Source organism: Streptomyces sp. JH002 (assembly GCF_050916115.1).
Classification (GTDB): domain Bacteria; phylum Actinomycetota; class Actinomycetes; order Streptomycetales; family Streptomycetaceae; genus Streptomyces; species Streptomyces xiamenensis.
In genome coordinates this window covers 335649-361032 of the sequence record NZ_CP087989.1, presented here as the reverse complement: position 1 = coordinate 361032, position 25384 = coordinate 335649, and the positions used below count along the sequence as shown (strand labels likewise).

Below are 25384 nucleotides of genomic sequence, written 5' to 3'. Positions count from 1 at the left end.
CGCCGCTGCGCGTCATGGCGATCAACCACGTCTGGTCACAGGCGATCAGCGGCCGGGTCACCGAGCTGGAGGAGCGGATCGGACGCCGGGTATCCATCACGATGCTCACCGCCGACCAGCTCGCCAGCAGTTACAACGTGAAACTCAACGCCTCCGCCACGGACGTCGACGTCATGATGGTCCGCGCGCTCCAGGAACAGCTGCTGTTCGCGCACAACGGCTGGCTGACCGATCTCACCGACCGCACCAAGGGCGACGCGGCGTACGACTGGCCCGATTTCCAGGACGCGCCGCGCGAACGCTCGGTCACCGACGGCCGGGTGCTGAGCGTCCCGGTCGTGACGGAGCGCCCGGCGCTGTACTACCGCAAGGACCTCGTGGAGCAGTTCGGCGGGCCACCCGGCACCCTGGAGGACCTGCTGGAGATGTCGCTCGAACTGGCCGACCGGGGCAAGGGCCTCTTCGGCTACGTCGGACGCGGGCAGCGCAGCGGCGCCGTCAGCCAGTGGTCCAGCTTCCTGTACTCCTTCGGCGGCGACTTCACCGTCGAGGGCCGCTCCGCCATCGCCACCCCGCAGGCCATCGCCGCCTACGAGCTGTACGGCGGGCTGCTGGAGCGGACCGGGCCGCCCGGGGCCACCAACATGAGCCTGGAACAGGCCATGCCGATCTTCGCCCAGGGCAAGGCCGCCTTCTACATCGACGCGGACGCCATCTACACCAACTTCCTCGACCCGAAGATCTCCACCGTCCAGGACACCGTCGGCTTCGCCCCGTTCCCGGCCGGCCCGGCCGGCTCCCGGCCGCACAACATCCCCTCCTGGAGCCTGGCCGTCAACGAGTTCTCCCTGCTGCGTGACGACGCCTGGGAGTTCATCCGCTGGGCCTCCAGCCCCGAGATGGTCGCCTCCCTCCAGGCCGACGGGATCCCCGGCGCCCGCAGCTCCGCCTGGTCCGACGCGCGGACGCTCACCTCCTTCCCCGCCGACCTCGCCGAGGCGATGCGGATCAACGCCGAGAACGGGATCGGCCACGACCGCCCCGAGGTGCTCCAGGTCGGCCGCGCCCGGGACATCGTCGGCCAGCCGCTGGTGGCCGGAATCCTCGGCAAGTCCGTGCCGGGAGTCGCCCGCGACGCGAACGCCGAGTTCGACGACTTCCTCGTCCGCGACAACCGCCACCGGGAGCCCTGATGTCCACCACCCAGACCCGGCCCCGGCCCACCGCCGCCCGGCGCCCGCCCGGCTCCCGGCCCCCGCGCACGTTCGAGCAGGCCAACCGCCGCCTCAAGTGGGCGATGCTGGCCCCGGCGCTCGGCTTCGTCGGACTGATGATCGTCTTTCCGCTGCTGTTCACGCTCAACCTCGGCTTCACCGACGCCTTCGGCGCCGTCAACGCCGACAAGAACTGGATCGGCCTGCGGAACTTCCAGGACGCGCTCGCCGACTCCCGCCGCTTCTGGCCCGCCGCCCAGCGCACCGTCATCTTCACCGTCGGCGCCGTGCTGATAGAAACCGTGCTCGGCCTGGCACTGGCCATGCTCATGCGCAAGGCGTTCCGCGGCATGCGGTGGGTGCGCACCATCCTCATCATCCCGCTGCTCACCACCCCGGTCGCCATCGGCATCCTGTGGCTGCTGATCCTCGACCCGACCAACGGCATCGCCAACCACCTGCTGGAGTCCATCGGCCTGCCGCCCCAGGAGTTCCTCGGCTCGGTCAGCCAGTCCCTGCCCACCCTCATGTTCATCGACGTGTGGCAGTGGACGCCGATGATGACCCTGCTGCTGCTCGCCGGCCTGTCCACCCTGCCCGAGGAGCCCGAGGAGGCGGCGAAGGTCGACGGCGCCGACGCCTGGCAGCGATTCCGGCACGTCGTGCTGCCGATGCTCCTGCCGACCCTGATGACCGCGCTCGTCCTGCGCTCCGTGGACGCGCTGAAGACGTTCGACATCCTCTACGCCACCAAGGGACCCGGCGGCGGCTCGGACTTCGAGGCCGAGACCCTCAACGTCTACGCCTACGGCCTCACCTTCGACTACCAGGAGTACGGGCTCGCCTCGGCGGTGCTGGTGCTCTTCACGCTCTTCATCATCGGCGTCGTGGTCCTCCTGCGCCGCCGCGCCGGAAAGAAGGAAGCATGAGTACCCACTCCGGCGGCGCGGTCCGCAGCCGGCTGGGCCTGCTGCGGGGCATCGCGGTCATCGCCGTCTCGCTGATCTTCGCCCTGCCCATCGTGTGGATGTTCGCCGCCGCCTTCAAGACCAATGTGCAGGTCACCGACCCCGGCGTGGGGCTGATCTTCTCGCCGACCTTCGAGAACTTCCGCAACGTCCTGCAGGACGGCGAGATCCTGCGTTCGCTGCGCAACTCGCTGATCGTGGGCGGCGTCTCCACCGCGCTGTCCGCACTGATCGCGGTACCGGCCGCCTGGGCCGTCGGCCGGTTCCGGATGCACCGCACCGGCTCGCTGGTCCTGGTCGCCCGCATCGTCCCGGCCGTCTCCCTGCTGGTGCCCTGGTACTACCTCTTCGCCCAGGCCGGGCTGGTCGGCAGCTACACCGTCCTGATCCTCAGCCACATGTTCGTCTCGGTCCCGCTGATCCTGTGGATCATGATCGGCTTCTTCGAGGGCCTCCCGGTGGAACTGGAGGAGGCCGCCCGGACCGACGGACTGACGGCCTTCGGCGCGTTCTGGCGCATCGCGCTGCCGCTGGCCGCGCCCGGCACCGCGACGGCCTCGCTGCTCGCGTTCGTCTCCAGCTGGAACAACTTCATGTTCGCGCTGATCTTCGCCGACGAGACCACCCAGACCGCACCGGTCACCCTGTTCAACTTCATCTCCTACGCCAGCACCGACTGGGGCGGCCTGATGGCCGTGGCCACCTTGATGACCGTCCCGGTCGTCATCGCCGCCCTCATCGGACAGAAATACCTCGTGGCCGGCCTCACCGCCGGTGCCACCAAGGGCTGACCAGCCACACCCCACACACCCCAGGAAGACCACTTCATGAAGATCGTCGACGCGAAGGTCGTCGTCACCAGCCCGGGCCGCAACTTCGTGACGCTGCGCATCACGACCGACGAGGGCCTCACCGGTCTCGGCGACGCCACCCTCAACGGGCGTGAACTCTCGGTGGCCAGCTACCTCACCGACCACGTGGTGCCACTGCTCATCGGCACGGACCCGCACCGGATCGAGGACACCTGGCAGTACCTGTACCGGGGCGCGTACTGGCGCCGCGGGCCGGTGACGATGGCCGCGATCGCCGCCGTCGACGTCGCGCTGTGGGACATCAAGGCCAAGGCCGCCGGACTGCCGCTCTACCAACTGCTGGGCGGCGCCAGCCGGGAGCGGGTGCGCGCCTACGGGCACGCCGGCGGCCGGGACATACCCGAGCTGCTGGACTCCGTCCGCGCCCGGCAGGCCCAGGGCTACCGCGCGATCCGCGTGCAGAGCGGAGTGCCGGGGCTGACCAACGTCTACGGCGTCCGCCCGGACCTGTCGGTCTCCGGCCAGCTGCCGCGCCCGGTGGTCGAGGACTGGGACACCCCCGCCTACCTGCGGCACCTGCCCCGCGTCCTGGAGGCGGTCCGCGCGGAGTTCGGCCCCGACCTGCCGCTGCTGCACGACGCGCACCACCGGCTCACCCCGATCCAGGCGGCCCGGCTGGGCAAGGAAGTGGAGCCCTACGACCTGTTCTGGCTGGAGGACTGCACCCCGGCCGAGAACCAGGAGGCGCTGCGACTGGTGCGCCGGCACACCACGACGCCGCTGGCCATCGGCGAGGTGTTCAACACCGTCTTCGACTACCAGACGCTGGTGAACGAACAGCTCATCGACTACGTGCGCTCCGCGGTGACGCACTTCGGCGGCGTCACCCCGCTGAAGAAACTGTTCGACTACGCGGCGCAGTACCAGATCAAGAGCGCCATCCACGGACCCGAGGACATCTCACCGGTCGGCATGGCCGCCGCGATCCACCTCGACCTGGCGATCCACAACTTCGGCATCCAGGAGTACTCGGGGCACTCCGCGCTCACCGAGCAGGTGTTCCGGCACGCCTACACCTTCACCGACGGGCACCTGCACCCGGGAGAGGAACCGGGTATCGGCGTCGAACTCGACGAGGAACTGGCGGCCGCCCATCCGTACCGGGCCGCCTACCTGCCGGTCAACCGGCTGGCCGACGGCTCCGTCCACGACTGGTGAACGGCACCGGCACCCGGCACCCGCACGGCCGGGACGGCGCGCGCCCCCCGGTCGCGCCGGCGACCGCCCGATGACCGCCCCGAGAAGACAAGGAGACCGCCGTGCCCGACGGAACTGAAACGACGCCACCGTCCGCGCTGCTCGCCGCACTGGGCGCCCAGCGCCTCCTGCCGGTGCTGCGCTCACCGGACGTCCCCACGGCCGTGGCGGCGGTGACGGCCCTGGTGGACGCGGGCTGCCGCGTCGTCGAGCTGACCACCTCGACACCCGACTGGGAGCGTGCTCTGGCCGAGTGCCGGGGCCGGTACCTCCGGCCGGCGGGGGAGGAGGGCGGTGCTCCGCCGCTACTGGGCGTGGGTACCGTGACCACCGCCGAACAGGCGTCGGCGGCCATCGGTGCCGGTGCGGACTTCCTGGTCTCCCCCTGGCCGGCGCCGGCCGTGCGAGCCGTGGCGGCCCGGGCCGGGACGGTGTTCGTCGAGGGCGGCTTCACCCCGGCCGAGGTCGCCGACGCGGCCGGGCGCGGGCCGGCGAAGATCTTCCCCGCGCACGTCGGCGGACCGCGGTTCGTCGCCTCGCTGCGGGCCGTACTGCCACAGGCGTCCCTCATCCCGACCGGCGGCATAGCGGTCGAGGAGGCCCCGGCCTATCTGGCGGCCGGCGCCCTGGCCGTCGGCGTGGGCTCCGGCCTGCCCGAGGACCCGGACGCCCTCGCCCGCCTGTTCGGAGGAGCACGATGAGCGACTACGACGTCGTACTGATCGGCGAGATCCTCGTCGAGTTCTACTGCGAGGGCCCGCCCGTCGACCAGGCGCGGCTCCGGCTCGGCTTCTCCGGTGACGTGCTGAACGCCGCAGCGGCGGCCTCGGCCGCCGGCGCGCGCACCGCCATCCTGACCGCCGTGGCCGAGGACCAGCTCGGCGACGCCCTCGTCGAGCGGGTCCGTGCCCTGGGGGTGGACACCGCGCTGATCCGGCGGGTCCCGGCCGGCAACGGCGCCTATCTGCTGCACGGAGACCTCAGCGGTGAGCGCGAGTTCACCTACTGGCGTACCGCGAGCGCCGCCTCCGGGCTCGGCGTCGCCGACATCGAACGCGAACGCGCGGTGCTGGCCGGCACCCGGGCCCTGGTCGCCTCGGGCGTGGGCAGCGCGCTCTCGGACAACTGCCGGGACGCCATCGCGGCGGCTGCCCGGATCGCGGCGGAGGCAGGCGCCGCCGTGGTGTACGACCCCAACTTCCGTGCCCGGCTGACGACCGCGGAGCGGGCCCGGGCGGCCCTGGCCGAACTGGCCCCGCACTGCGCGCTCATCACCCCGTCCTGCCCCTCGGACGCGCGGGCGCTGCTGGGCACGGAGGATCCGCTCACCGCCGCCCGGGCCGTCCTCGCGCTCGGGGCGCGCGCCGCCGCGGTCACCTCGGGCGCCGACCAGGTGGTCGTCATGGGCGCGGGCGCGGGCGCGGGCGCGGGGGCGGGGGAGCCGCTCACCCTGCCGGTCCCGACGGTGGCCAACGCCGTCGACGCGACCGGCGCGGGCGATGTGCTCACCGGAACGACGGCCGCACGTCTGGCGCTCGGCGACCCGCTGCCGACGGCGGTGAGCCTGGCCATCGGCGCCGCCTCGCTGTCGGTCACCGGCCGGGGCGGCACGGGCCGCATCCCCACCCTGACGGAGTCCCGGGCGGTGGCCCCCGCCGTCCGGGCCTGAGGACCCGGCCGGCACCGGGACGGGCGCATCGGGTGCACCGGCGCCGCGCTCTTCTCACGACCCGGCACCATTTCTCACACTCCGCAGTCGTGATGGTGCTGTCCGTGAGAGAGTTGACCGTCCGTCGCACAGGAGCGGACCGGATCGGACGGCGCACGGACAGGCCGGCCGGCGACCGGCGAGAAAGGGCTGCGGAGCATGCTGGACGACGCGTTCGGACAGGAGCCGCGATGGGACCCGAGCGTCTTTCCTCCCGCCTCCCGCGCGCCACGGGCCGTACAGACCGCCCACATGCTCCGCGATCCGCGCGGATTCGGGCTCTCGCTGCGGCGGAGGTTCGGTCCGGTCTTCTCCGCACGCGTGCACCCGTACCGCGCGGCGCTGGTGTGTGCCACGGACGCCGCGACCAACCGTGCCGTTCTCACCGATCACGAGCGGTTCGTCGGCGGCCGGGCGACCGCCCTGCTGCGACCGGCGCTGGGGGAGGGCTCACTGATCTGCACACCCCCGCCGCGCCATCTGCCGCACCGCAGACTGCTGTTGCCGCCTTTCCAGGGGAAGCAACTGGCCGGCTGGGAGGACCGCGTCCGCGAGGTCGTCCGCGCCTCGCTGCCCGGCCTGCTGACCGGCGGGGACCGCCCGACACGGCCGTGGGCACAACGGCTGACCCTGGAGGTGGTGCTGCGGGTCGTCTTCGGCCTGCGGGATCCGGCACGGGTCGCGGTGTTCCGGGACGCGTTGACGGCTTTCGCCGGGACCGGCAACGTCTCCACCCTCTTCCTGCCCGCGCCGCTGCGCCGCGATCTGGGACGTCTGTCCCCGGGCGGCCGTTTCGAACGACTCCACTCGCACGTAAGGGAGTTGATCCGGGAAGAGATCGCCGCCCGCCGCGAGGTGGCCGATCGCGAAAGCCGCGACGACATCCTGTCCACGCTGCTGGACCGTTACGACGCGGGCCCCGGCGACCAGCGGCTGCTGGACGAACTGACCGGGCTGGTGCTGGCCGGGTACGAGACCACGGCGACCACCATCGCCTGGACCCTCCACCTCCTCGCCCACCACGGCAGCGCGCGGGATGACCTGGTGGCCGACCTCGACGCGGGCTCGGACGGGTTGCTCAAGGCGGTCATCAAGGAGTCCGGCCGACTGCGGCCCGCCGTCTACAACGCCATGCGCACCGCCGCCGAGGACACCTCACTGGGCGGACGCCCGGTTCCGCGGCACGCGTTCGTCGCGGCGCTGTTCCCGATCACCCACCTCGACCCCGAACTGTGGCCGCAACCCGACGCGTTCCGGCCCGAACGTCACCTCGGCGCCGACCCCCTGCCGTACGCGCTCACCCCCTTCGGCGGTGGTCTGCGGCGCTGCATCGGGGTACCGCTGGCCCAGTTGGAGGCCGAGATCGTGGTCACCGAGGTGCTGGCCCGGGCCTTGCCCGAACCGGCCGGCCCACCGGAGCCGGCACGGCTGGCCGCGGTGACCCTGGTTCCCGCGCGCGGAGGACGCGTCCGGTTCCGCCGCAGGGGGACGCTGTGACGGAGCGGATGCCGGGACGCACCGCCGAGGGGCGCGTCCGCCACCTGACACCGGGCCGGACGGGCGCCGCCGGTGCTCGGACCGGCCCCGGCGCGCGGTCAGGCGGGCCGCCGCGCCGCCTCGATGATCTCCAGCCCGCGCACGCAGTCGCGGGGATCCATCGGGAGCGGTGCCCCCGAGGTGAGCGCGTCGCCCAGGGCACGGTAGAAGGCCAGGTGCTCGCCGGGCACCAACGGGGTGGGGTGCTCACCGTCGGGTGTCGCGAGCAGCGCGGTGCGGCCGTCGGCGTGGACGCCGAAGCCCGGGTCAAGAGGACGCAGGCCGGCCTTCGACTGCGATTCCTGGGGGTCAAGACCGTGCGAGGTGAGGACCCCGCGCGAGCCGAGCACCCGGAAACGGGGCCGGTTGGCGGGGGCCGTCGCGTTCATCCACAGCCGTGAACGCACGCCGTTCGCGTGGGTGAGCGCGAGGAACGCATCGTCGTCGGCCACGGCGCCGGGGCGGCGCCGGTCCAGTTCGGCGTGGATGGCGACGACGTCCCCGAACAGCAGGAGCGCCTGGTCGATGAGATGGGGGCCAAGGTCGAGGAGGATGCCTCCCCCCTCCTCGGGGGTCGCGATGTCCTTCCAGCGCTGGAGGAGGGCGGGCGCCCACTTCTCGAAGGCGGACTCGAACTGGTGGACCTCACCGATGTCCCCCGCCGCCAGGGCCCGGCGGAGGGTGAGGAAGTCCCCGTCCCAGCGCCGGTTCTGGAAGACGGTGAGTGGAACCCCGGCTGCCTCGGCCTCCTCGACGAGGGAGCGCGCCTCCGCGCTGGATATCCCCAGGGGCTTGTCGATCACGACCGGGATCCCGGCGGCGATGGCGCGCCGCGCCAGCGGGGCGTGGGTGCTGTGCGGGCTGGTGATCACGATGAGGCCGAGATCGTCACGGGCGAACACCTCGTCCGGGCTGGAGAGGATATCGGCCCGCGGGTACGCGCCGGCAGCGGAGGCGACCCGCGCCGGGTCGGTGGTCACGATCGCGGAGACGGTGAAGCGCGGCTCGGCGGTGAGCAGCGGCGCGTGGAAGACGCGTCCGCCGGTGCCGAAGCCGATGATCGCGGTACGGATGGTCATGGTGTTCTCCTGGCTGGGGCGGTCAGCGGGCGCTGATGTCGGTGGACAGTGTCCCTGCGATGCCCTCGGGCCGGGAGACGCCGCCGATGGTCGTGGCGATCCGCGGGTCGCGGGCCGATAACTACGGGGGCCGCGGCGGGCCTGCGGCACGCCGGCCTCCGCACGCAGCGCGCGTCCAGGAGCACCTGCGGCGCCTCACGCTACCCCGCAGTGGGTCGACGCCTCGGTACCGGTGGGGAGGACGATGTCGACGGTTCCAGCGCGCGGAGCACGGCGATCGTGTCGGGCACCGTCCTGCCGGGGCCCATGTCGAGCGCGAGCCTGCGGTGCGATCCGACGACTTCCTTCATGGCCGCGACCGAGTCGATGATGTGGCCGATCCCGCTGGGCGTGAGGGAGCCGCGGTCGGGGTGCAGTGGCCCCTTGCGGAGTTCCCGTACAGGAGGCCGGGGTGTTCTGGGCCATGAACCCATGCGGCCTCACGCCCTCCTTGAAGATCGAGAAGCCCTCCGGCGACTCGGTCATGTACCGCATCGACGCCACGCAGTCCTGAGGGGTGATTGCCGGGGGTGGTACGGATGCCGCCGTTGTCCACGCGGACCCGATCGCGGACCCGACCCTGCCTCGTCCGTCGCCGCACGCTCTCCCTCCCCCTCGGACTGTCCAGTTGTCCTCCGCCCGTGGACAACCTGGTCGGCGAGCCTGGAAAATGTTGCCCTTCGGGGGCGGCCCGGAGCGCTCCGTCCGGCGCTCGTGAGCCGGTCGATGCTGAGGAGTGTCCGCACGGGTCACAACGTGGTGCGGAAGAGGTCCCCGCCCGCATCGGCCAGGGCCCGGCCCGAGCAGGAGAGGAGGCTCCCCGTGCCAGAAGCGAACCGACTGCCGCACAACACGCTCCACACGCTGGGGATCCTGTCGCTGGGAGCAGTGGGCTTCGCGGCGGCCCAGGGATGGTGGCTGGTCGTCGGCCTGTGGTTCCTGTTCCCGGCCGCACAGGTCCGACAGCGCCGCATCCTGGTCCGTCACCAGCGCGACGTACGGCACATTCGAGGGGATCTCGTCCGCTTCGCCGCGGCGCGCGTCCCGGCCCGGCACACGGCCCACCTCCACAACGCCGGCGGCCATCGGGCCGTCATCGTCTCGGGCGGCACGAATCCCCGGTTCGTCCGAGTCGTCCTGGAGGGTCAGCACACCGCGCCCGCGCCCGTCGGTGAAAAGGCCGACTCCCTCCGTGCGCTGATCACCGCGTACACCATCGACGAAGGCACCGGTACCGTCCTGGCCGAGGCCGTGACGGTACCGGTGGTGCGCGACCCGGGCAGCCCCGGAGGGGTCCGGATCCCCAGGCCGTCCGCACCCTCGCCGGATCGCTCTCTCGCCGGGCAGTGGGGGATCCGCGCCCGCCGGGCTCTCGCCGGCCCGGCCGAACTCCAGGACCTCTACGCCTTCCTGGAAACCGCCGACACCGTCGAGGTCAGCACCGATTCCGGAGAACCCGGCCGCCCCTGAACCCACCACGTGGCGGGGTCGGACCCACCGCTGCGGGCCGCAGGCCTCCTCGCGTGCCCGGACGGGAGACGAGGAACACCCGCACCCCGCACCCGTATTCCGCCGCCGGCGTCGGCCACCGTCGAGACCGAACGGGGTCAGGCCGGTCTGTGGAGAGGTCACGCGGCAGACGGTGGGTCAGGCCGGGCTCCGGCGTCTGGCCGATCCCGGAACACAGGGGCCCGCCGGGACGGAAACGCTGTGGCGGTCGAGACAACGACCGGCGATGCTCGGACGTGGGGGGCGAGCCGACGGCCGGCAGCCACGAGGAGGTGCTTCCCGCATGGCCGATGAGTACGTGCTGCAAGATGACGATCACCGCAGGGTGGTGCGCGTCGGCGACACCGTCCGGCGCCCCGTACATCCATGGACCGCGGCGGTGCACGCACTGCTCCGGTACCTCGAGGAAGCCGGATTCCCGTACTCCCCACGGGTGCGGGGCATGGACGACGAGGGACGCGAGATCCTCACCTATCTGGACGGCGCGTCAGGGCCGGCGGGTTGGGCCGGAGTGGTCGACGACCGTGGCCTGATCGCCTTCGCCCGCCTGCTGCGCGCTTACCACGACGCTGTTGTCGGGTTCCGCCTGCCCGAAGGGCTGAGCTGGTGCACCGGAGAGAGTGGCCCGTCCGATGGCGGCGTAGTCTGCCACGGCGACTTCGGACCGTGGAACGTCGTGTGGCGAGGTGCGGACCCCGTGGGCATTCTGGACTGGGACTACGCCCGCCCGGCGGAGCGCCTCCACGACATCGCCTACGCCCTGGAGTACGTGGCCCCGTTCCGCGATGACGCCGAATGCCTGCGCTGGCTGAGCTATCCTCAGCCCCCCGACCGCAGGCGCCGCATGGAGCTCTTCGCCGCAGCCTATGGCCTCACCTCCACCGTGGGATTGGCCGAGGCGGTCATCGACGTGCAGGAACGGACCATCGAGCAGGTCCGCCAACTGGCCGAGCGAGGCAACCAGCCCCAGGTCCACTGGGTCGCCACTGGTCATCTCGACGACCTGACGCGCCGGGTCGTCTGGAGCCGGGCCCACCGTCACCTCTTCGTGTGATCGCCGCACCGTCTGACGCTTCAAGGGCCGCTGAAGGAGGCGCTGGCGCCGGCTCCGGCGATGCCGGCGATGGCGTCGTTGTAGTTCCAGCTTTCCGTGCCCAGCAGCCCGTCGACGGGACCGGTGTACCCACAGTACTCGCCTCCGTCCGCTGGATGTGCTTGGCTTCCTCGACCGTCAGGCCGAGGTTGTTCACCGTCAACGGGGTCACGGAGTCCGTGACCACCGGCTGGTTCTCGGCCGACATCGCTGCGGCGGTGCCGGCGGTCACCAGACCGCCGGCGCTGATGACGGCGAGAGCGGTGAAGGTGAGGGCGAGCGTTTTGGTTGACTTCTTGGTTCGCATGCTTCCCCTTGGTTGTGCCTCGCGGGCCCTGGTCGGGGCCGTACCGGCATTCCGCCTTCGGGCCGAGGGTGTCCACCAGGGGTGATGGGGGCGACCGGCAGCGACGGGCAGGGAACACGTCCCTCACGGTCAAAAGGGCCCGGCCGACCGCTGACGACGGCCCTGCTCCCCGGGCGTGATCGTCCGCAGCCAGGCGCCGGAGGGGGCGTCCGCCACCCCTGTCGAGGGCAGCGGGACACGCGAACTCGAACTCGACGAGGCCCTGGAGCGCTGCGCGAGGTGCGCGGCTGGGTCCATGGGAGAGCTTCCATGTGTGCTGACCGGACCATGGTGGAGACCTGTCGGGCCGTCAATCGAATGGAGTGAGGTCCTGCTTGAGCCTTGTTGGCACACTCAGGTGCCGGTCGGCTCCGAGGGGAAAACATCCAAAGACTTATTTGACGGATGCAATGCCAAAGGTATCTTTGATTCATGCGCATCCGAGACCCGCGGGCGTTCCGCGCGCTGGCCCACCCGCTGCGGCTGGACCTCGTGGAACTGCTCAGCGTGGCGGGGCCGACCACGGCGGCCGAGTGCGCCCGGCGGCTCGGCAGCAGTCAGGCGTCGTGCTCCTTCCACCTGCGGCAGCTCGCCAAGTATGGGTTCGTGGAGGAGACACGGACCGACGATCCGGACCAGCGCAAGCGCTTTTGGCGGCTGGTCGAGACGGACCAGGCGTGGGAGGCCCGGGACCATCCGGCCGCCGCACGGGAACTGGACCGGGTCGTGGTGGAACGCGAGGCCACACGCGTCCTTGACGCCCTCGCCGATCCGGCGGGAGAGCACGCGGACGCGTGGCGCTCTCCGCTGCTCTCCGGGCTCACTGTTCCGATGTCCCCAGGCGAACTCGACTCCGTGTGGCGCCGGATCCACGACCTGCTGGAACCGTACGCCGAGCGCATGCGCGGCCGGGCGGAGGTGCCCGGCGACGCGGCCTGGATCCGGCTTTTCCTGGCTGCGACCCCGCTGGCGGACGACGCGGAATCCTCGCCCACGGACGCAGAGGGCCAGGGCTGACGGCACGAACACCGAGCGCCCGCGCCACCTGACGGGCAACGGTGCCGATCTCGCGGACAACAGGAAGAGGTATCAGGTGAGTGTCTTACGCCAAGCGCGCTTCCGTCGCCTGCTGATCGGCGAAACCGTTTCGAGTTTCGGTGACAGCGCCCTGTTCCTGGCGCTCGCGGTCTGGGCCAGGGACCTGACCGGTTCGAACGCCGCCGCCGGTCTCGTCTTCCTCTTCCTGACCCTGCCAGGCCTCGCCTCCCCGCTGCTCGGCCACCTCGTCGACCGGGTCCGACGCAAGCCCCTCCTGCTGTGCATGTACACCGGCATGGCCCTCTTCGTCCTCGCCCTGCTGGCGGTGCGCTCGGCGCAGGACCTGTGGCTGCTGTACGTCGCCGCCGCCGGCTACGGGCTGATGGTCGCCACACCCGCCCGCAACGCCCTGCTGAAGGACCTGCTGCCGTCCGCCGAAGCGGCGGAGGCCCGGTCGTGGCTCATTGCCACACGTGAAGGCGCCCGGGTGGTGTCCCCGGCGATCGGCACCTGGGTCTACGTCACTTACGGGCCCAGCACGCTCGTCCTCCTGGACTCGGCCACCTTCGCCATCGCCATCCTCGCGCTCGCCGGCGTCAAGGTCACCGAGACCCCGCCGGAGAAAGCTGGTGGCGAGCCTCTGTCGCGCCGGCTGCTGGCGGGCTTCCAGCACGTTCGATCCGTGCCGCTGATCCAGCGGCTGGCCGTCACCCTGGTTCTCTTCATGGCCGGGGTGGGGCTGATTGAGACCGCGGTGTTCTCCGCCATCGACAACGGACTTGACCGTCCCGCCGCGTTCTTCGGAGTCGTGGCCTCCGTCCAGGGGGCGGGTTCGGTCGTCGCCGGGCTGGCTGCCATCGTGCTGATCAAACGCCTGGGCGAACTGAGCACCGCCTCGGTCGCCTACGCCCTGCTGACGGCGGGCATGGTGCTGTGCGCGCTCCCCGTGCTGCCCACCTTCCTCGCCGGGGTCGCCCTCATCGGCATGGGGGTACCGCTGATCAGCGTGTCCCTCGGAACGGCCGAACATCTCTACACCCCCTCGCGGCTGCAGGGCCGGGTCAGCGCCGCCGTGGGCATGGTGACCGACGGCGCGCAGAGCCTCTCGATCGCGGCCGGTGCCGTTCTCGTCGGACTGGTGGACTACCGCGTCATGTACGTCGCCATCGCCGTGGTCTCGGCCGGCTGCGCGCTCGGTCTCCTGGTGCGCCGCCCGCCCGTCCCGGAGGTGGTTCCCTCCCTCGCCGACGAGCCCGGGGCGGTGGCGCCTCGGGCTGCCACCACCTCGTCGGCTCCTGCCGACTGACCGGTGCGCCCCCACTCCCACGGTGGCGGGGAGGGCCCGAGCTCCGCCGTGTTCCCGGCGGTATGCCCATCACTCTCCGCAAGGTTCACGTCGCACCCTTGTGTGCACATCGAAAGGGCCCTTAGACTCTCGAACGAACCGGGCAGTAGGGCTTAATACGTGATGCTGGCGAAGGTGGATGGGGCGATGGATACGCCGATCGGCGTTTCGCAGAAGCGCCTTGCCGCGATCCGCTGATTCGTTTTTTTACTCACGTCCCTCAGTGGCGCTCCATGGGTGATGGCCGCGTCGTTGTCCCTGATGGTAAGGCGCAATGTTCCGTGAGTATCCGCCCGCAGTGCGGATTGTCAAGGAAGATACCTGACCATGTGTCTTCCCACTATGTGAGCGGTGAGGTGGCTCTGGCATGCAAATAATCGGGGAGTTTCGTCGGGCCGACGGCTTCGGGCACGGGTTACCTCACTTTCTGGAGCATGGGGGAACGCGACTTCCGGTGGTGGACGCCGGAAGGGAGAGCGACGACCTCCTCGACTGGATCGGATCGCACATCACCGGACTGCGTGAGCTGATCACTCGCCACGGCGCCGTCCGGATCACCGGCCCCCGCGGCCCACAGGTCACGGACCTCGCCGCAGTCGCGTCCCTTCTGGGAGGGACGTCCCTCGCCTATACGGAGCGGTCGACGCCGCGCAGCCGGGTCTCCGAATCGGTCTACACCTCAACCGAGTATCCGGCCGAGGAGCACATTCCCCAGCACAATGAGAGTTCGTACTCCGCGACCTGGCCCGACCACCTCTTCTTTCTCTCCGTAGTCCCCGCCGACGAAGGTGGCGCGACACCCGTGGCGGACAGCCGGGTGATACGGCAGAACATCTCTCCTGATCTTCTGGAGCGGTTCACGCGTTTGGGTGTGCGCTATACCCGTGCCTATCACGAGGGAATCGGCCTCTCCTGGCAGGAGGCATTCCAGGCCACCAACCGGGCCGAGGTCGACGGATATTGCCGGGAACACGGGATCGACGCCGAATGGGAAGGCGATCTGCTGCGCACCAGCCAGCGGCGCCCCGCGGTACTCGACCATCCGGTGACCGGGGAAACGGTCTGGTTCAACCAGGCCCACCTCTTTCATGTCAGCGCTTTGCCGAAGGAAACGGCGGCAGCCCTTCTCGGGCTGTTCGAGGCGCGCGACCTGCCGCGCAATGCCACGTACGGTGACGGCACCCCCATCTCTGACGCGGATATCGAAGAGATCAACGACGCGTTCGGACGCTCCTGTGTCGCGGCGCCGTGGGAGCGCGGAGAAGTCATGGTCCTGGACAACGTCCTGGCGAGTCACGGCCGTCTCCCGTACCGGGGAGAACGGAAGACCCTGGTGACCATGACGGCGGCTGACTGGCGCGACTGGGCACGCTCCGCCTAGCGGAGCCCCGCACGGGGCGGCCACGGGCCGCCCCGTGCGGGGCCCGAGCCGGCACCGCGCCTCGCCTTTCTGCCTGCCACCCCACCCGCAACCATCGAGCGGTCGTGCACCGGAGCTGCTTCGAGCCGAAGCACACCCGGACCTCCGCCCTGCGCGGCCCGCTCTTCGTGGCATGCCCTTTTCCGGCTGCCCGGAGACGCCTGCGGACCGCCCGCCCCGACAGGACCGGGTGCCCTCCTCATTCGGACTCATGGAAGGAACAGCCAGATGACGCCTGACGACTTCGAGGTCCCGACCGGTACGGCCGATGCGCCGGCGACGGAGCACCCGCTGAGCCTTGAACAGCGGCGTCTGTGGTTCCTGGACCGCTGGACCAGCGGAACGGCCGCCTACAACGTCCCGCTGCGCTGGACCCTCGACGGGCCGGTGGACAGCGAGCGGCTGGTCCGTGCCCTCCGTAGCGTCCTCGTCCGCTACGACGCGCTGTTCACGGCCTTCCGCCAGGACGGTGACGAGCCGGTGCAGCGCGTGCTGGCGGACCGCGCGTTTCCCCTCTCGGTGGTCGATGCGGGGGAGGAGACCGCCGAGCGCCTGCTGGCCGAGGCCGCGGCTGAGCCCTTCGACCTGCAGAACGGCCCCCTCGTCCGGGCGACCCTGTGCCGCGTCGGCCCCCGCAGGGTGATCCTCGGCGTCGTCTGTCACCACATCGCCTTCGACGGCTGGTCCTTCGACATCCTCGATCGCGAACTCATGCGCGCCTACACCGGCGAGGACCCCGCTGACTTCGAGCAGCCCAACGGCTACCTGGATTACGCCGCGTGGCAGCGCGGCCACACCGTCACCCCCGAGGCCCGTCAGAGGCTGGCGGAGGCGGCAGGGGAACTGCGGGATCTTCCCGACCTGATCGAATTCAACCGGGACTTCCCCCGGCCCGCCGAGATCAGCTATCGCGGACGCACCCTCTCCTTTACCGTGGACACGGCGCTCGCGGAACGGGTGTCCTCCCGCGCCACGGAACTCGGCGTCACGCCGTTCGTGGTCCTGCTCGCCTCCTTCCAGACCCTGGTGCACCGTGAGAGCGGCAGCGCCGATGTGGTGCTCGGCACGCCCTTCGCCGCCCGGCTGGAGCCGCACCTCCAGCACGTAGTCGGACTGTTCACGAGAACACTCGTGCTGACCGGCCGGCTCGCCCGGAACCAGACCTTCGCCGACGTGGTGGATGGGGCCAGGGAAGGGCTGCTGCACTCTCTCGCCCGGGCCGACATCCCCTTCGAGTCGCTGGTGGAAGCCGTACGCCCCGAGCGCACCCTGAGCCACGGCCCCCTCGTACAAACGCAGTTCGCGTACCACGAGGCAAACGACGCGGTGAACCTGCCCGACGGGCTGCGGGTGGAGCGCCGTGTGGATGCCACGGACACGGCCAAGTTCGACATCAGCTGGTCGGTCTATCACCACCCGGCCGGCTTCCGCGTCGATGTCGAGTACACGACGGACCTGTACGAACGGTCCACTGTCGAGCGGCTCTTCAGCCACTGGTGCGAGCTCCTGCGGGCCGCCCTCGCGGAGCCCGGCACGGCCATCGGTGAGCTGCCCCTGGCGTCGGTGGGGGAGCGGGGGTTGGTGGCGGCGTGGTCGGGTGCGGAGACGGGTCCGGTCGCGGTGTCGGGTGTGGGTTCGGTGCACGGGTTGGTGGGGGTGAGGGCTGTCGCGCTGCCTGGGGCGGTTGCGGTGTCCGGTGGTGGTGGGTCGCTCACGTATGCGGGGTTGGAGGGGCGGGCGAATCGGATCGCTCGTGGTCTGGGTGGGCTGGGTGTGGGGCGTGAGGCGCGGGTGGGGGTGTGCTGGGGCCGGTCGGTTCCGTTGGTTCCCGCGTTGTTGGGGGTGTTGAAGGCGGGGGCGGCGTATGTGCCGCTGGACGGGGAGTATCCGGCGGAGCGGCTGGCTTTTGTGCTGGCGGATGCGGGTGTCGAGGTGGTGCTGGTCGAGCCGGAGCTGGTGGACCGGATTCCGGAAGGCCCTTGGCGGGTCGTTCCCGTGGGTGAGGACACCTTCGCGGAGCAGCCGGCCACCGATCCCGGAATCGCTGTGAGTCCTGATCAGACGGCGTACGTCATCTACACCTCCGGCTCCACCGGCCGCCCCAAAGGCGTCGCCGTCAGTCATCACAACGTCGTCCGGCTCCTCTCCACCACCACCCGGGACTTCACCTTCCGTGAGAACGACGTCTGGCCCCTCTTCCACAGCTTCACGTTCGACGTCTCCGTGTGGGAGATGTGGGGCGCGCTGTCCAGTGGCGGACGTCTGGTCATGGTGCCCTACACGGTGTCGCGTGACCCGGAGGCGTTCCACGCCCTGGTTCGCGAGGAGGGCGTCACGGTACTCAACCAGACACCTTCGGCGTTCGCGGGCTTCGAGGCGGCCGACCGCGCCGCCGGGCTTCCCCTGCGGCTCCGCTACGTGGTGTTCGCGGGTGAGGCGCTGGATCACGCGTCGGTGCGGCGCTGGTCGGAGCGGCACGGCTGGGACGCGCCGGCCCTGATCAACATGTACGGCATCACCGAAACCACTGTGCACAGCACATTCCTCCGCCTTTCCAAGCCGGACCTCGGCCGCGCCTTGACGCAGATAGGACGGCCTCTCGCCGATCTCTCCCTGCACGTCCTCGATGAATCCGGTGCCCCCTGCCCTCTCGGCGTCACCGGCGAGATTTACGTGGGCGGCCCCGGTGTCACCCGTGGCTATGTGGGGCGGCCGGATCTGACGGCGGAGCGGTTTGTTCCGGATCATGTGTCGGGGGTGGTGGGGGCGCGGTTGTATCGCAGTGGTGATCTGGCGCGGATGCGGCCGGGTGGTGGGTTGGAGTATGTGGGCCGGGCGGACGCGATGGTGAATGTGCGTGGTTTCCGCGTTGAGCTGGGTGAGGTGGAGGCGGTTCTCGGGTCTTGTCCGGGGGTTGCTGGTGTTGCGGTGGTCACGCGTGATGACGGTGACGGTGTGGTGTTGGTGGCGTATCTCGTGGCTGGTGTGGGGGGTGTGTCAGTTCCGGAGGTGCGGGAGTGGGCTGAGGGTCGTCTGCCGCGGTACATGGTTCCGTCGCGGTGGATGGTGTTGGACGCGTTGCCGTTGACGTCGTCCGGGAAGGTGGATCGGCGGGTTCTGCCGGTTCCTGAGGCGGGGCGGGTTGCGGTTGGTGAGGCGTTTGTGGCGCCGGTGGGGGTGGTGGAGGAGCGGCTTGCGGCGGTGTGGTCGCAGGTGCTCGGGGTGGAGCGGGTGGGGCGGCATGACCGGTTCTTCGATCTGGGTGGTGATTCGATACGGAGTATCCGGGTGGTGGGTCTGGCGCGTGAGGCGGGTCTGGAGCTGGTTCTGCAGGATCTGTTCCGGGCGCCGACGGTGGCTGAGCTGGCCCTTGTGACCCGGGCGGCCGGTGACGGTGGGTCTGGGGATGACGGCGTGGTGGAGCCGTTTGCGCTGATCGGTGCGGCGGATCGGAAGCTGCTGCCCGAGGACGTGGTGGACGCTTATCCGATGACCGCGCTGCAGCTCGGCATGGTCTATGAGATGGAACGCGATCCCGAACGCCTCCCCTACCACAACGTCACCAGCTTCCAGCTCCACGGACCTTTCGAGGCCGACCGCCTCACCGAGGCGGTTGCGCTGGCCGTCGCCCGCCACCCGATTTGGCGCACCTCGTTCTCCCTGAGCGGCTACAGCGAACCCCTGCAACTGGTGCACCCGGCCGCGACCATGCCGCTGGCCTTCGAGGATCTGCGGGACCTGCCCACGGCCGAACAGGACCGCGTGGTTCGTGCCTACGTGAACGAGCAACGGCGCCGGCCGTTCGACAACGCGGTCCCGCCGCTCTTCCGTATGTTCGTCCACCGCCGCTCCGGCGATGTCTTCCAGTGGACCCTCACGGAGCACCACGCGGTCCTCGACGGCTGGAGCCTGCACACCACCCTCGCCGAGATCCTGGAGAACTACCGGATCCTGTTGGCGGGGGGTGTGGTGCGGGCGCGGGCTTTGCGTTCGTCGTTCCGGGACTTCGTGGCGCTGGAGCGGGAAGCGGCCGGGTCGGAGGCGTCGCGTGCGTTCTGGGCGGAGCGGCTGACCGACCGCCCCGACATCCGGCTGTCCCGCTGGCCGTCGAACGCCGGAGAAACCGTCGGGGCCGGTGAGCGGGTCGAGAACGAGTGGCACTACCAGTCGGAGCCCGGTCAGGGGTACGGGGCGGTGGAGACCCTGCTGCCGGAAGACCTGTGCCGTGGCCTGGAGGCGTTGGCGCAACGCTGCGGCGTCCCGCTGAAGTCGGTGCTGCTGGCGGCCTACCTGCGGACGGTCGGGTTCGTCACGGGTTCGCAGGACGTCCTGGTCGGAGTGACGGCCAATGGCCGGGTGGAGCGTGTGGACGGTGACGAGGTCAGGGGGCTGTTCCTCAACACTCTCCCGTTCCGCCTCGGTCTGCCGGACGGGTCGTGGTCGGACCTGATTCAAGCGGTGTTCCGGGCGGAGCGCGACATGCTGCCGCACCGCCGGTATCCGCTCGCGGCCCTCCAGCGCGAGTTCACCGGCGGCATCCCCATCGAGGCCAACTTCGTCTACAACCACTTCCACGTGATGGATCGGGCTCTGTCGAAGGGAACCGTCCACATTCAGGACGGAAAGATCGACAGCTTCACCACCGACCGCGCGGAGCCGACGAACTTCCCCCTCAACGTCGGAATCCTGCGCAGCCCGTCCTCCTCGCGTCTGCTGCTCGGGGTCGACTACCACACCGACAGGCTCACCACCGAGCAGGTGCTGTTCTTCCGCGGCTATCTCGTGCGGGCGTTGCGGGAGATGGTGGCGGGGGAGGAGCGGTTCTATCTGCGGGATTCGCTGGCGTCGGTGGGGGAGCGGGGGTTGGTGGCGGCGTGGTCGGGTGCGGAGACGGGTCCGGTCGCGGTGTCGGGTGTGGGTTCGGTGCACGGGTTGGTGGGGGTGAGGGCTGTCGCGCTGCCTGGGGCGGTTGCGGTGTCCGGTGGTGGTGGGTCGCTCACGTATGCGGGGTTGGAGGGGCGGGCGAATCGGATCGCTCGTGGTCTGGGTGGGCTGGGTGTGGGGCGTGAGGCGCGGGTGGGGGTGTGCTGGGGCCGGTCGGTTCCGTTGGTTCCCGCGTTGTTGGGGGTGTTGAAGGCGGGGGCGGCGTATGTGCCGCTGGACGGGGAGTATCCGGCGGAGCGGCTGGCTTTTGTGCTGGCGGATGCGGGTGTCGAGGTGGTGCTGGTCGAGCCGGAGCTGGTGGACCGGATTCCGGAAGGCCCTTGGCGGGTCGTTCCCGTGGGTGAGGACACCTTCGCGGAGCAGCCGGCCACCGATCCCGGAATCGCTGTGAGTCCTGATCAGACGGCGTACGTCATCTACACCTCCGGCTCCACCGGCCGCCCCAAAGGCGTCGCCGTCAGTCATGCCGCAGTCGTGGACCTGCTGCGGTGGGGCACCGAGCGCCACCGGTTCGGAACCGACGATGTGTGGACGCTTTTCCACAGCACCGCGTTCGACTTCTCCGTGTGGGAGATGTGGGGCGCGCTCTCCAGCGGCGGGCGCCTGGTCGTCGTCTCCCACCCCGTGTCGCGTGACCCGGAGGCGTTCCACGCCCTGGTTCGCGAGGAGGGCGTCACGGTACTCAACCAGACACCTTCGGCGTTCGCGGGCTTCGAGGCGGCCGACCGCGCCGCCGGGCTTCCGCTGCCGCTTCGGTTGGTGATCTTCGGAGGTGAGGCGCTGGATCACGCGTCGGTGCGGCGCTGGTCGGAGCGGCACGGCTGGGACGCGCCGGCCCTGATCAACATGTACGGCATCACCGAAACCACCGTCCATGTCACCGAACGCGTGCTGAGCGCCACCGACCTGCTGGGCACCGGCACACAGATCGGCAACGCCGTCGCCGGACTGACCACCCACGTCCTGGACCAGGCGGGCGTCCCCGTACCGCTGGGGACGGTGGGGGAGGTCTTCGTCGGCGGAAGCCGTCTGGCCCGTGGCTATGTGGGGCGGCCGGATCTGACGGCGGAGCGGTTTGTTCCGGATCATGTGTCGGGGGTGGTGGGGGCGCGGTTGTATCGCAGTGGTGATCTGGCGCGGATGCGGCCGGGTGGTGGGTTGGAGTATGTGGGCCGGGCGGACGCGATGGTGAATGTGCGTGGTTTCCGCGTTGAGCTGGGTGAGGTGGAGGCGGTTCTCGGGTCTTGTCCGGGGGTTGCTGGTGTTGCGGTGGTCACGCGTGATGACGGTGACGGTGTGGTGTTGGTGGCGTATCTCGTGGCTGGTGTGGGGGGTGTGTCAGTTCCGGAGGTGCGGGAGTGGGCTGAGGGTCGTCTGCCGCGGTACATGGTTCCGTCGCGGTGGATGGTGTTGGACGCGTTGCCGTTGACGTCGTCCGGGAAGGTGGATCGGCGGGTTCTGCCGGTTCCTGAGGCGGGGCGGGTTGCGGTTGGTGAGGCGTTTGTGGCGCCGGTGGGGGTGGTGGAGGAGCGGCTTGCGGCGGTGTGGTCGCAGGTGCTCGGGGTGGAGCGGGTGGGGCGGCATGACCGGTTCTTCGATCTGGGTGGTGATTCGATACGGAGTATCCGGGTGGTGGGTCTGGCGCGTGAGGCGGGTCTGGAGCTGGTTCTGCAGGATCTGTTCCGGGCGCCGACGGTGGCTGAGCTGGCCCTTGTGACCCGGGCGGCCGGTGACGGTGGGTCTGGGGATGACGGCGTGGTGGAGCCGTTTGCGCTGATCGGTGCGGCGGATCGGAAGCTGCTGCCCGAGGACGTGGTGGACGCTTATCCGATGACCGCGCTGCAGCTCGGCATGGTCTATGAGATGGAACGCGATCCCGAACGCCTCCCCTACCACAACGTCACCAGTGTCATCGTCAGGATGACGTTCGACGAGAAGGTGCTGCGGGAAGCCCTTGCCGTCCTCATCACACGCCATCCCGTCCTGCGCACCTCGTTCGCCATGACGGATTTCGACGAGCCTCTGCAACTGGTGCACGCCACCGTGGAGACTCCGCTGCTCGTCGTGGACACCCGCGCCATGGACGCGGACGAACGCCGCGCGACCGTTCGTCGGGAACTCGCGAGAGAACGCCGTACCCCCTTCGACATCCGCCGGCCGTCCATGGTCCGCTTCCTCGCCCTTCCTCTGACGGACGACGTCTTCCACCTGGCGCTGGTCGATCACCATGCGGTGCTCGACGGCTGGAGCGTCGCCTCCACGTTGGCCGAGGTGGTCAACACCTACCTCGACCTGTTGGCGGGGGGTGTGGTGCGGGCGCGGGCTTTGCGTTCGTCGTTCCGGGACTTCGTGGCGCTGGAGCGGGAAGCGGCCGGGTCGGAGGCGTCGCGTGCGTTCTGGGCGGAGCGGCTGACCGACCGCCCCGACATCCGGCTGTCCCGCTGGCCGTCGAACGCCGGAGAACCATGCGCGAAGGAGGAGCCGTTCCTCGACGAGTGGCGTGACCGGGCGGAGCCCGGTCAGGGGTACGGGGCGGTGGAGACCCTGCTGCCGGAAGACCTGTGCCGTGGCCTGGAGGCGTTGGCGCAACGGTGTGATGTGCCGCTGAAGTCGGTGCTGCTGGCGGCCTACCTGCGGACGGTCGGGTTCGTCACGGGTTCGCAGGACGTCCTGGTCGGAGTGACGGCCAATGGCCGGGTGGAGCGTGTGGACGGTGACGAGGTCAGGGGGCTGTTCCTCAACACTCTCCCGTTCCGCCTCGGTCTGCCGGACGGGTCGTGGTCGGACCTGATTCAAGCGGTGTTCCGGGCGGAGCGCGACATGCTGCCGCACCGCCGGTATCCGCTCGCGGCCCTCCAGCGCGAGTTCACCGGCGGCATCCCCATCGAGGCCAACTTCGTCTACAACCACTTCCACGTCATCGCCGATGTGACGCGCTCGGGCATGGTGGAGGTCCCGTCGGCCGACGCCGTCGGAGAGGCCTCCGTCCAGACGACCAATCTGCCGTTCCTCGTCGGATTTGTCGGTGCCCCGCAGACCGGCCGGCTCGCGCTCGAAATCCAGTACCGGAGTGAGGAACTCGGCGAGGCCCAGGTGACCTCGTTCAGCCGATATCTCGTGCGGGCGTTGCGGGAGATGGTGGCGGGGGAGGAGCGGTTCTATCTGCGGGATTCGCTGGCGTCGGTGGGGGAGCGGGGGTTGGTGGCGGCGTGGTCGGGTGCGGAGACGGGTCCGGTCGCGGTGTCGGGTGTGGGTTCGGTGCACGGGTTGGTGGGGGTGAGGGCTGTCGCGCGGCCTGGGGCGGTTGCGGTGTCCGGTGGTGGTGGGTCGCTCACGTATGCGGGGTTGGAGGGGCGGGCGAATCGGATCGCTCGTGGTCTGGGTGGGCTGGGTGTGGGGCGTGAGGCGCGGGTGGGGGTGTGCTGGGGCCGGTCGGTTCCGTTGGTTCCCGCGTTGTTGGGGGTGTTGAAGGCGGGGGCGGCGTATGTGCCGCTGGACGGGGAGTATCCGGCGGAGCGGCTGGCTTTTGTGCTGGCGGATGCGGGTGTCGAGGTGGTGCTGGTCGAGCCGGAGCTGGTGGACCGGATTCCGGAAGGCCCTTGGCGGGTCGTTCCCGTGGGTGAGGACACCTTCGCGGAGCAGCCGGCCACCGATCCCGGAATCGCTGTGAGTCCTGATCAGACGGCGTACGTCATCTACACCTCCGGCTCCACCGGCCGCCCCAAAGGCGTGCTCACTACCCACCGGAACGTCGTGGATCTGCTCGGCGCACCCGCGCTGGCACTGACCGCGGACGACCGGCTCCTGCACAACGCGTCCATCGCGTTCGACGTGGCCACCTGGGAGTTGTGGGCACCGCTGGTGGCCGGCGGCGAGCTGGTGCTGCCCGCCGAACCCGACATCACCACCGAGAACCTGAGCCGGTGGGTCCGGGAGCACGAGATCACCGTCCTGCACCTGACGGCCTCGCTGTTCCGGCTCACCGCCGAGAAGGTGCCCGAGGTGTTCGACCGGGTGCGGATGGTGCTCACCGGCAGCGAAGTGATCTCGCCGGACCACGTGCGGCAGATGCTGGCCCGGCACCATCAGCTGGTCGTCGTCAACTGCTGGGGGCCGACGGAGACCACGACATTCACCGTCTGCCAGGCGTTCGGTTCCCCCGACGACGTACCGGATCCCGCCCCCCTGGGCCGGCCGATCGGCGGAGCCGAGGTCTTCGTGCTGGACGAGCGGCTCATGCCGGTACCGCCCTCCGTCATCGGGGAGATCCACGTCGCCGGCCCCTCCCTGGCCCGCGGTTACGCCGGCCGACCGGATCTGACGGCGGAGCGTTTCCTGCCCGACCACCTCACCGGTACCCCGGGCGGTCGGCTCTACCGGACCGGCGACCGGGGAGCGTGGTCCGGCGAGGGCCTGTTGGAGTTCCACGGGCGCACCGACAGCATGGTCAAGGTACGGGGCTTCCGCGTCGAGCCGGCCGAGGTCGAGGCCGCGCTCAGCCGGATCCCCGGTGTCGGCCAGGCCGTGGTGCTCTCCGGCGACGACCCGGAAGGCGGCACGGAACTACGTGCCTATCTGACACCCGCCGACGGAAGCATGCTGCCCACCGACGCCTCCGTCCGTGCGGAGCTGTCGGCGATCCTGCCCGGCCACCTGGTACCCGCCGTGCTGGTTCCGCTGGACGAGATACCCATGAACGCCAATGGAAAGGCCGATCGCGCCGCCCTCCGGGACCTCGGGCGCGTCGCCCCGGGGGCCGCGGACCGCGTGCGGCGGGCTCCGGAGACCGGATTGCAGCGGTACGTCGCGGATCTGTGGGCCCGGACGCTCGGCGTGCCGGAGGTCTCGCTGGACGACAGCTTCGTCTCGCTCGGCGGGCATTCCCTGCTGGCTCTCCGGGTGCTGTTCGAAGTGCGGAAACAGCTGCTGGTCTCTTTGCCGCCCGGCAGTCTGATCCGGTCCGTCAACCTGGAGGAATTCGCCGGGCAGATATCGGCTGCCCTGGAGGAGAAGGCGAGGAGCGGCGAATTCGACGGAATCCTCGACACGAACGACGGCGTCTGAATTCCCCGTTAT

Annotated in this window: 14 protein-coding genes; 13 read left to right on the top strand and 1 reads right to left on the bottom strand. The window is 70.3% G+C overall.

Annotated features, from left to right (window positions below; genetic code table 11):
- Positions 1-14: 14 nt before the first annotated feature.
- The 7 genes from H7827_RS01450 (at position 15) to H7827_RS01420 (ending at position 7456) form a co-directional block, all read left to right on the top strand.
- The gene (locus H7827_RS01450) at positions 15-1193 is read left to right on the top strand and encodes an ABC transporter substrate-binding protein (RefSeq protein WP_432741979.1); all 1179 of its coding nucleotides are present in this window, start codon (positions 15-17) and stop codon (positions 1191-1193) included.
- On the top strand, positions 1193-2143 hold the full coding sequence (locus tag H7827_RS01445) for a carbohydrate ABC transporter permease (RefSeq protein WP_386539168.1): 951 nt from the start codon (positions 1193-1195) through the stop codon (positions 2141-2143). Before H7827_RS01450 ends, H7827_RS01445 begins: the two co-directional genes overlap by 1 nt.
- Positions 2140-2973: a carbohydrate ABC transporter permease gene (locus H7827_RS01440; protein ID WP_432741977.1), complete on the top strand. Its 834-nt coding sequence runs from the start codon at positions 2140-2142 to the stop codon at positions 2971-2973. Before H7827_RS01445 ends, H7827_RS01440 begins: the two co-directional genes overlap by 4 nt.
- Positions 2974-3009: 36 nt before the next feature.
- Positions 3010-4212, top strand: a complete 1203-nt coding sequence (manD, locus tag H7827_RS01435; RefSeq protein ID WP_432741975.1) for a D-mannonate dehydratase ManD — start codon at positions 3010-3012, stop codon at positions 4210-4212.
- A gap of 101 nt (positions 4213-4313) precedes the next feature.
- Complete coding sequence (locus tag H7827_RS01430) at positions 4314-4952, top strand: bifunctional 4-hydroxy-2-oxoglutarate aldolase/2-dehydro-3-deoxy-phosphogluconate aldolase (protein ID WP_432741973.1); 639 nt, start codon at positions 4314-4316, stop codon at positions 4950-4952.
- Positions 4949-5920, top strand: a complete 972-nt coding sequence (locus H7827_RS01425; protein WP_432741971.1) for a PfkB family carbohydrate kinase — start codon at positions 4949-4951, stop codon at positions 5918-5920. Before H7827_RS01430 ends, H7827_RS01425 begins: the two co-directional genes overlap by 4 nt.
- Positions 5921-6118: 198 nt before the next feature.
- Positions 6119-7456: a cytochrome P450 gene (locus H7827_RS01420; RefSeq protein ID WP_432741969.1), complete on the top strand. Its 1338-nt coding sequence runs from the start codon at positions 6119-6121 to the stop codon at positions 7454-7456.
- Between the two features lie 98 nt (positions 7457-7554).
- On the opposite strand, the gene H7827_RS01415 is transcribed toward H7827_RS01420, so the two are convergent.
- Positions 7555-8574, bottom strand: coding sequence for a Gfo/Idh/MocA family protein (locus H7827_RS01415; protein ID WP_432741967.1), 1020 nt, complete (start codon positions 8572-8574; stop codon positions 7555-7557).
- Positions 8575-9435: 861 nt separating this feature from the next.
- Here H7827_RS01415 and H7827_RS01410 point away from each other — a divergent pair.
- The 6 genes from H7827_RS01410 to H7827_RS01385 all read left to right on the top strand — a co-directional run bounded on the left by H7827_RS01410 (position 9436) and on the right by H7827_RS01385 (position 25372).
- Entirely contained in the window at positions 9436-10083 is a 648-nt protein-coding gene (locus H7827_RS01410) for a hypothetical protein (protein ID WP_432741965.1), read from the top strand.
- A 322-nt stretch (positions 10084-10405) separates the two neighbouring features.
- Positions 10406-11176 carry an aminoglycoside phosphotransferase family protein gene (locus H7827_RS01405; protein WP_432741963.1) on the top strand — a complete coding sequence of 257 codons (771 nt, stop codon included), beginning with the start codon at positions 10406-10408 and terminating at the stop codon, positions 11174-11176.
- Positions 11177-11993: 817 nt separating this feature from the next.
- On the top strand, positions 11994-12578 hold the full coding sequence (locus tag H7827_RS01400) for an ArsR/SmtB family transcription factor (RefSeq protein ID WP_432741961.1): 585 nt from the start codon (positions 11994-11996) through the stop codon (positions 12576-12578).
- A gap of 76 nt (positions 12579-12654) precedes the next feature.
- Positions 12655-13905: an MFS transporter gene (locus tag H7827_RS01395; protein ID WP_432741959.1), complete on the top strand. Its 1251-nt coding sequence runs from the start codon at positions 12655-12657 to the stop codon at positions 13903-13905.
- 406 nt (positions 13906-14311) lie between these two features.
- On the top strand, positions 14312-15325 hold the full coding sequence (locus H7827_RS01390; protein WP_432741957.1) for a TauD/TfdA family dioxygenase: 1014 nt from the start codon (positions 14312-14314) through the stop codon (positions 15323-15325).
- 267 nt (positions 15326-15592) lie between these two features.
- Positions 15593-25372 carry an amino acid adenylation domain-containing protein gene (locus H7827_RS01385; RefSeq protein WP_432741955.1) on the top strand — a complete coding sequence of 3260 codons (9780 nt, stop codon included), beginning with the start codon at positions 15593-15595 and terminating at the stop codon, positions 25370-25372.
- The last annotated feature ends 12 nt before the right edge of the window (positions 25373-25384 follow it).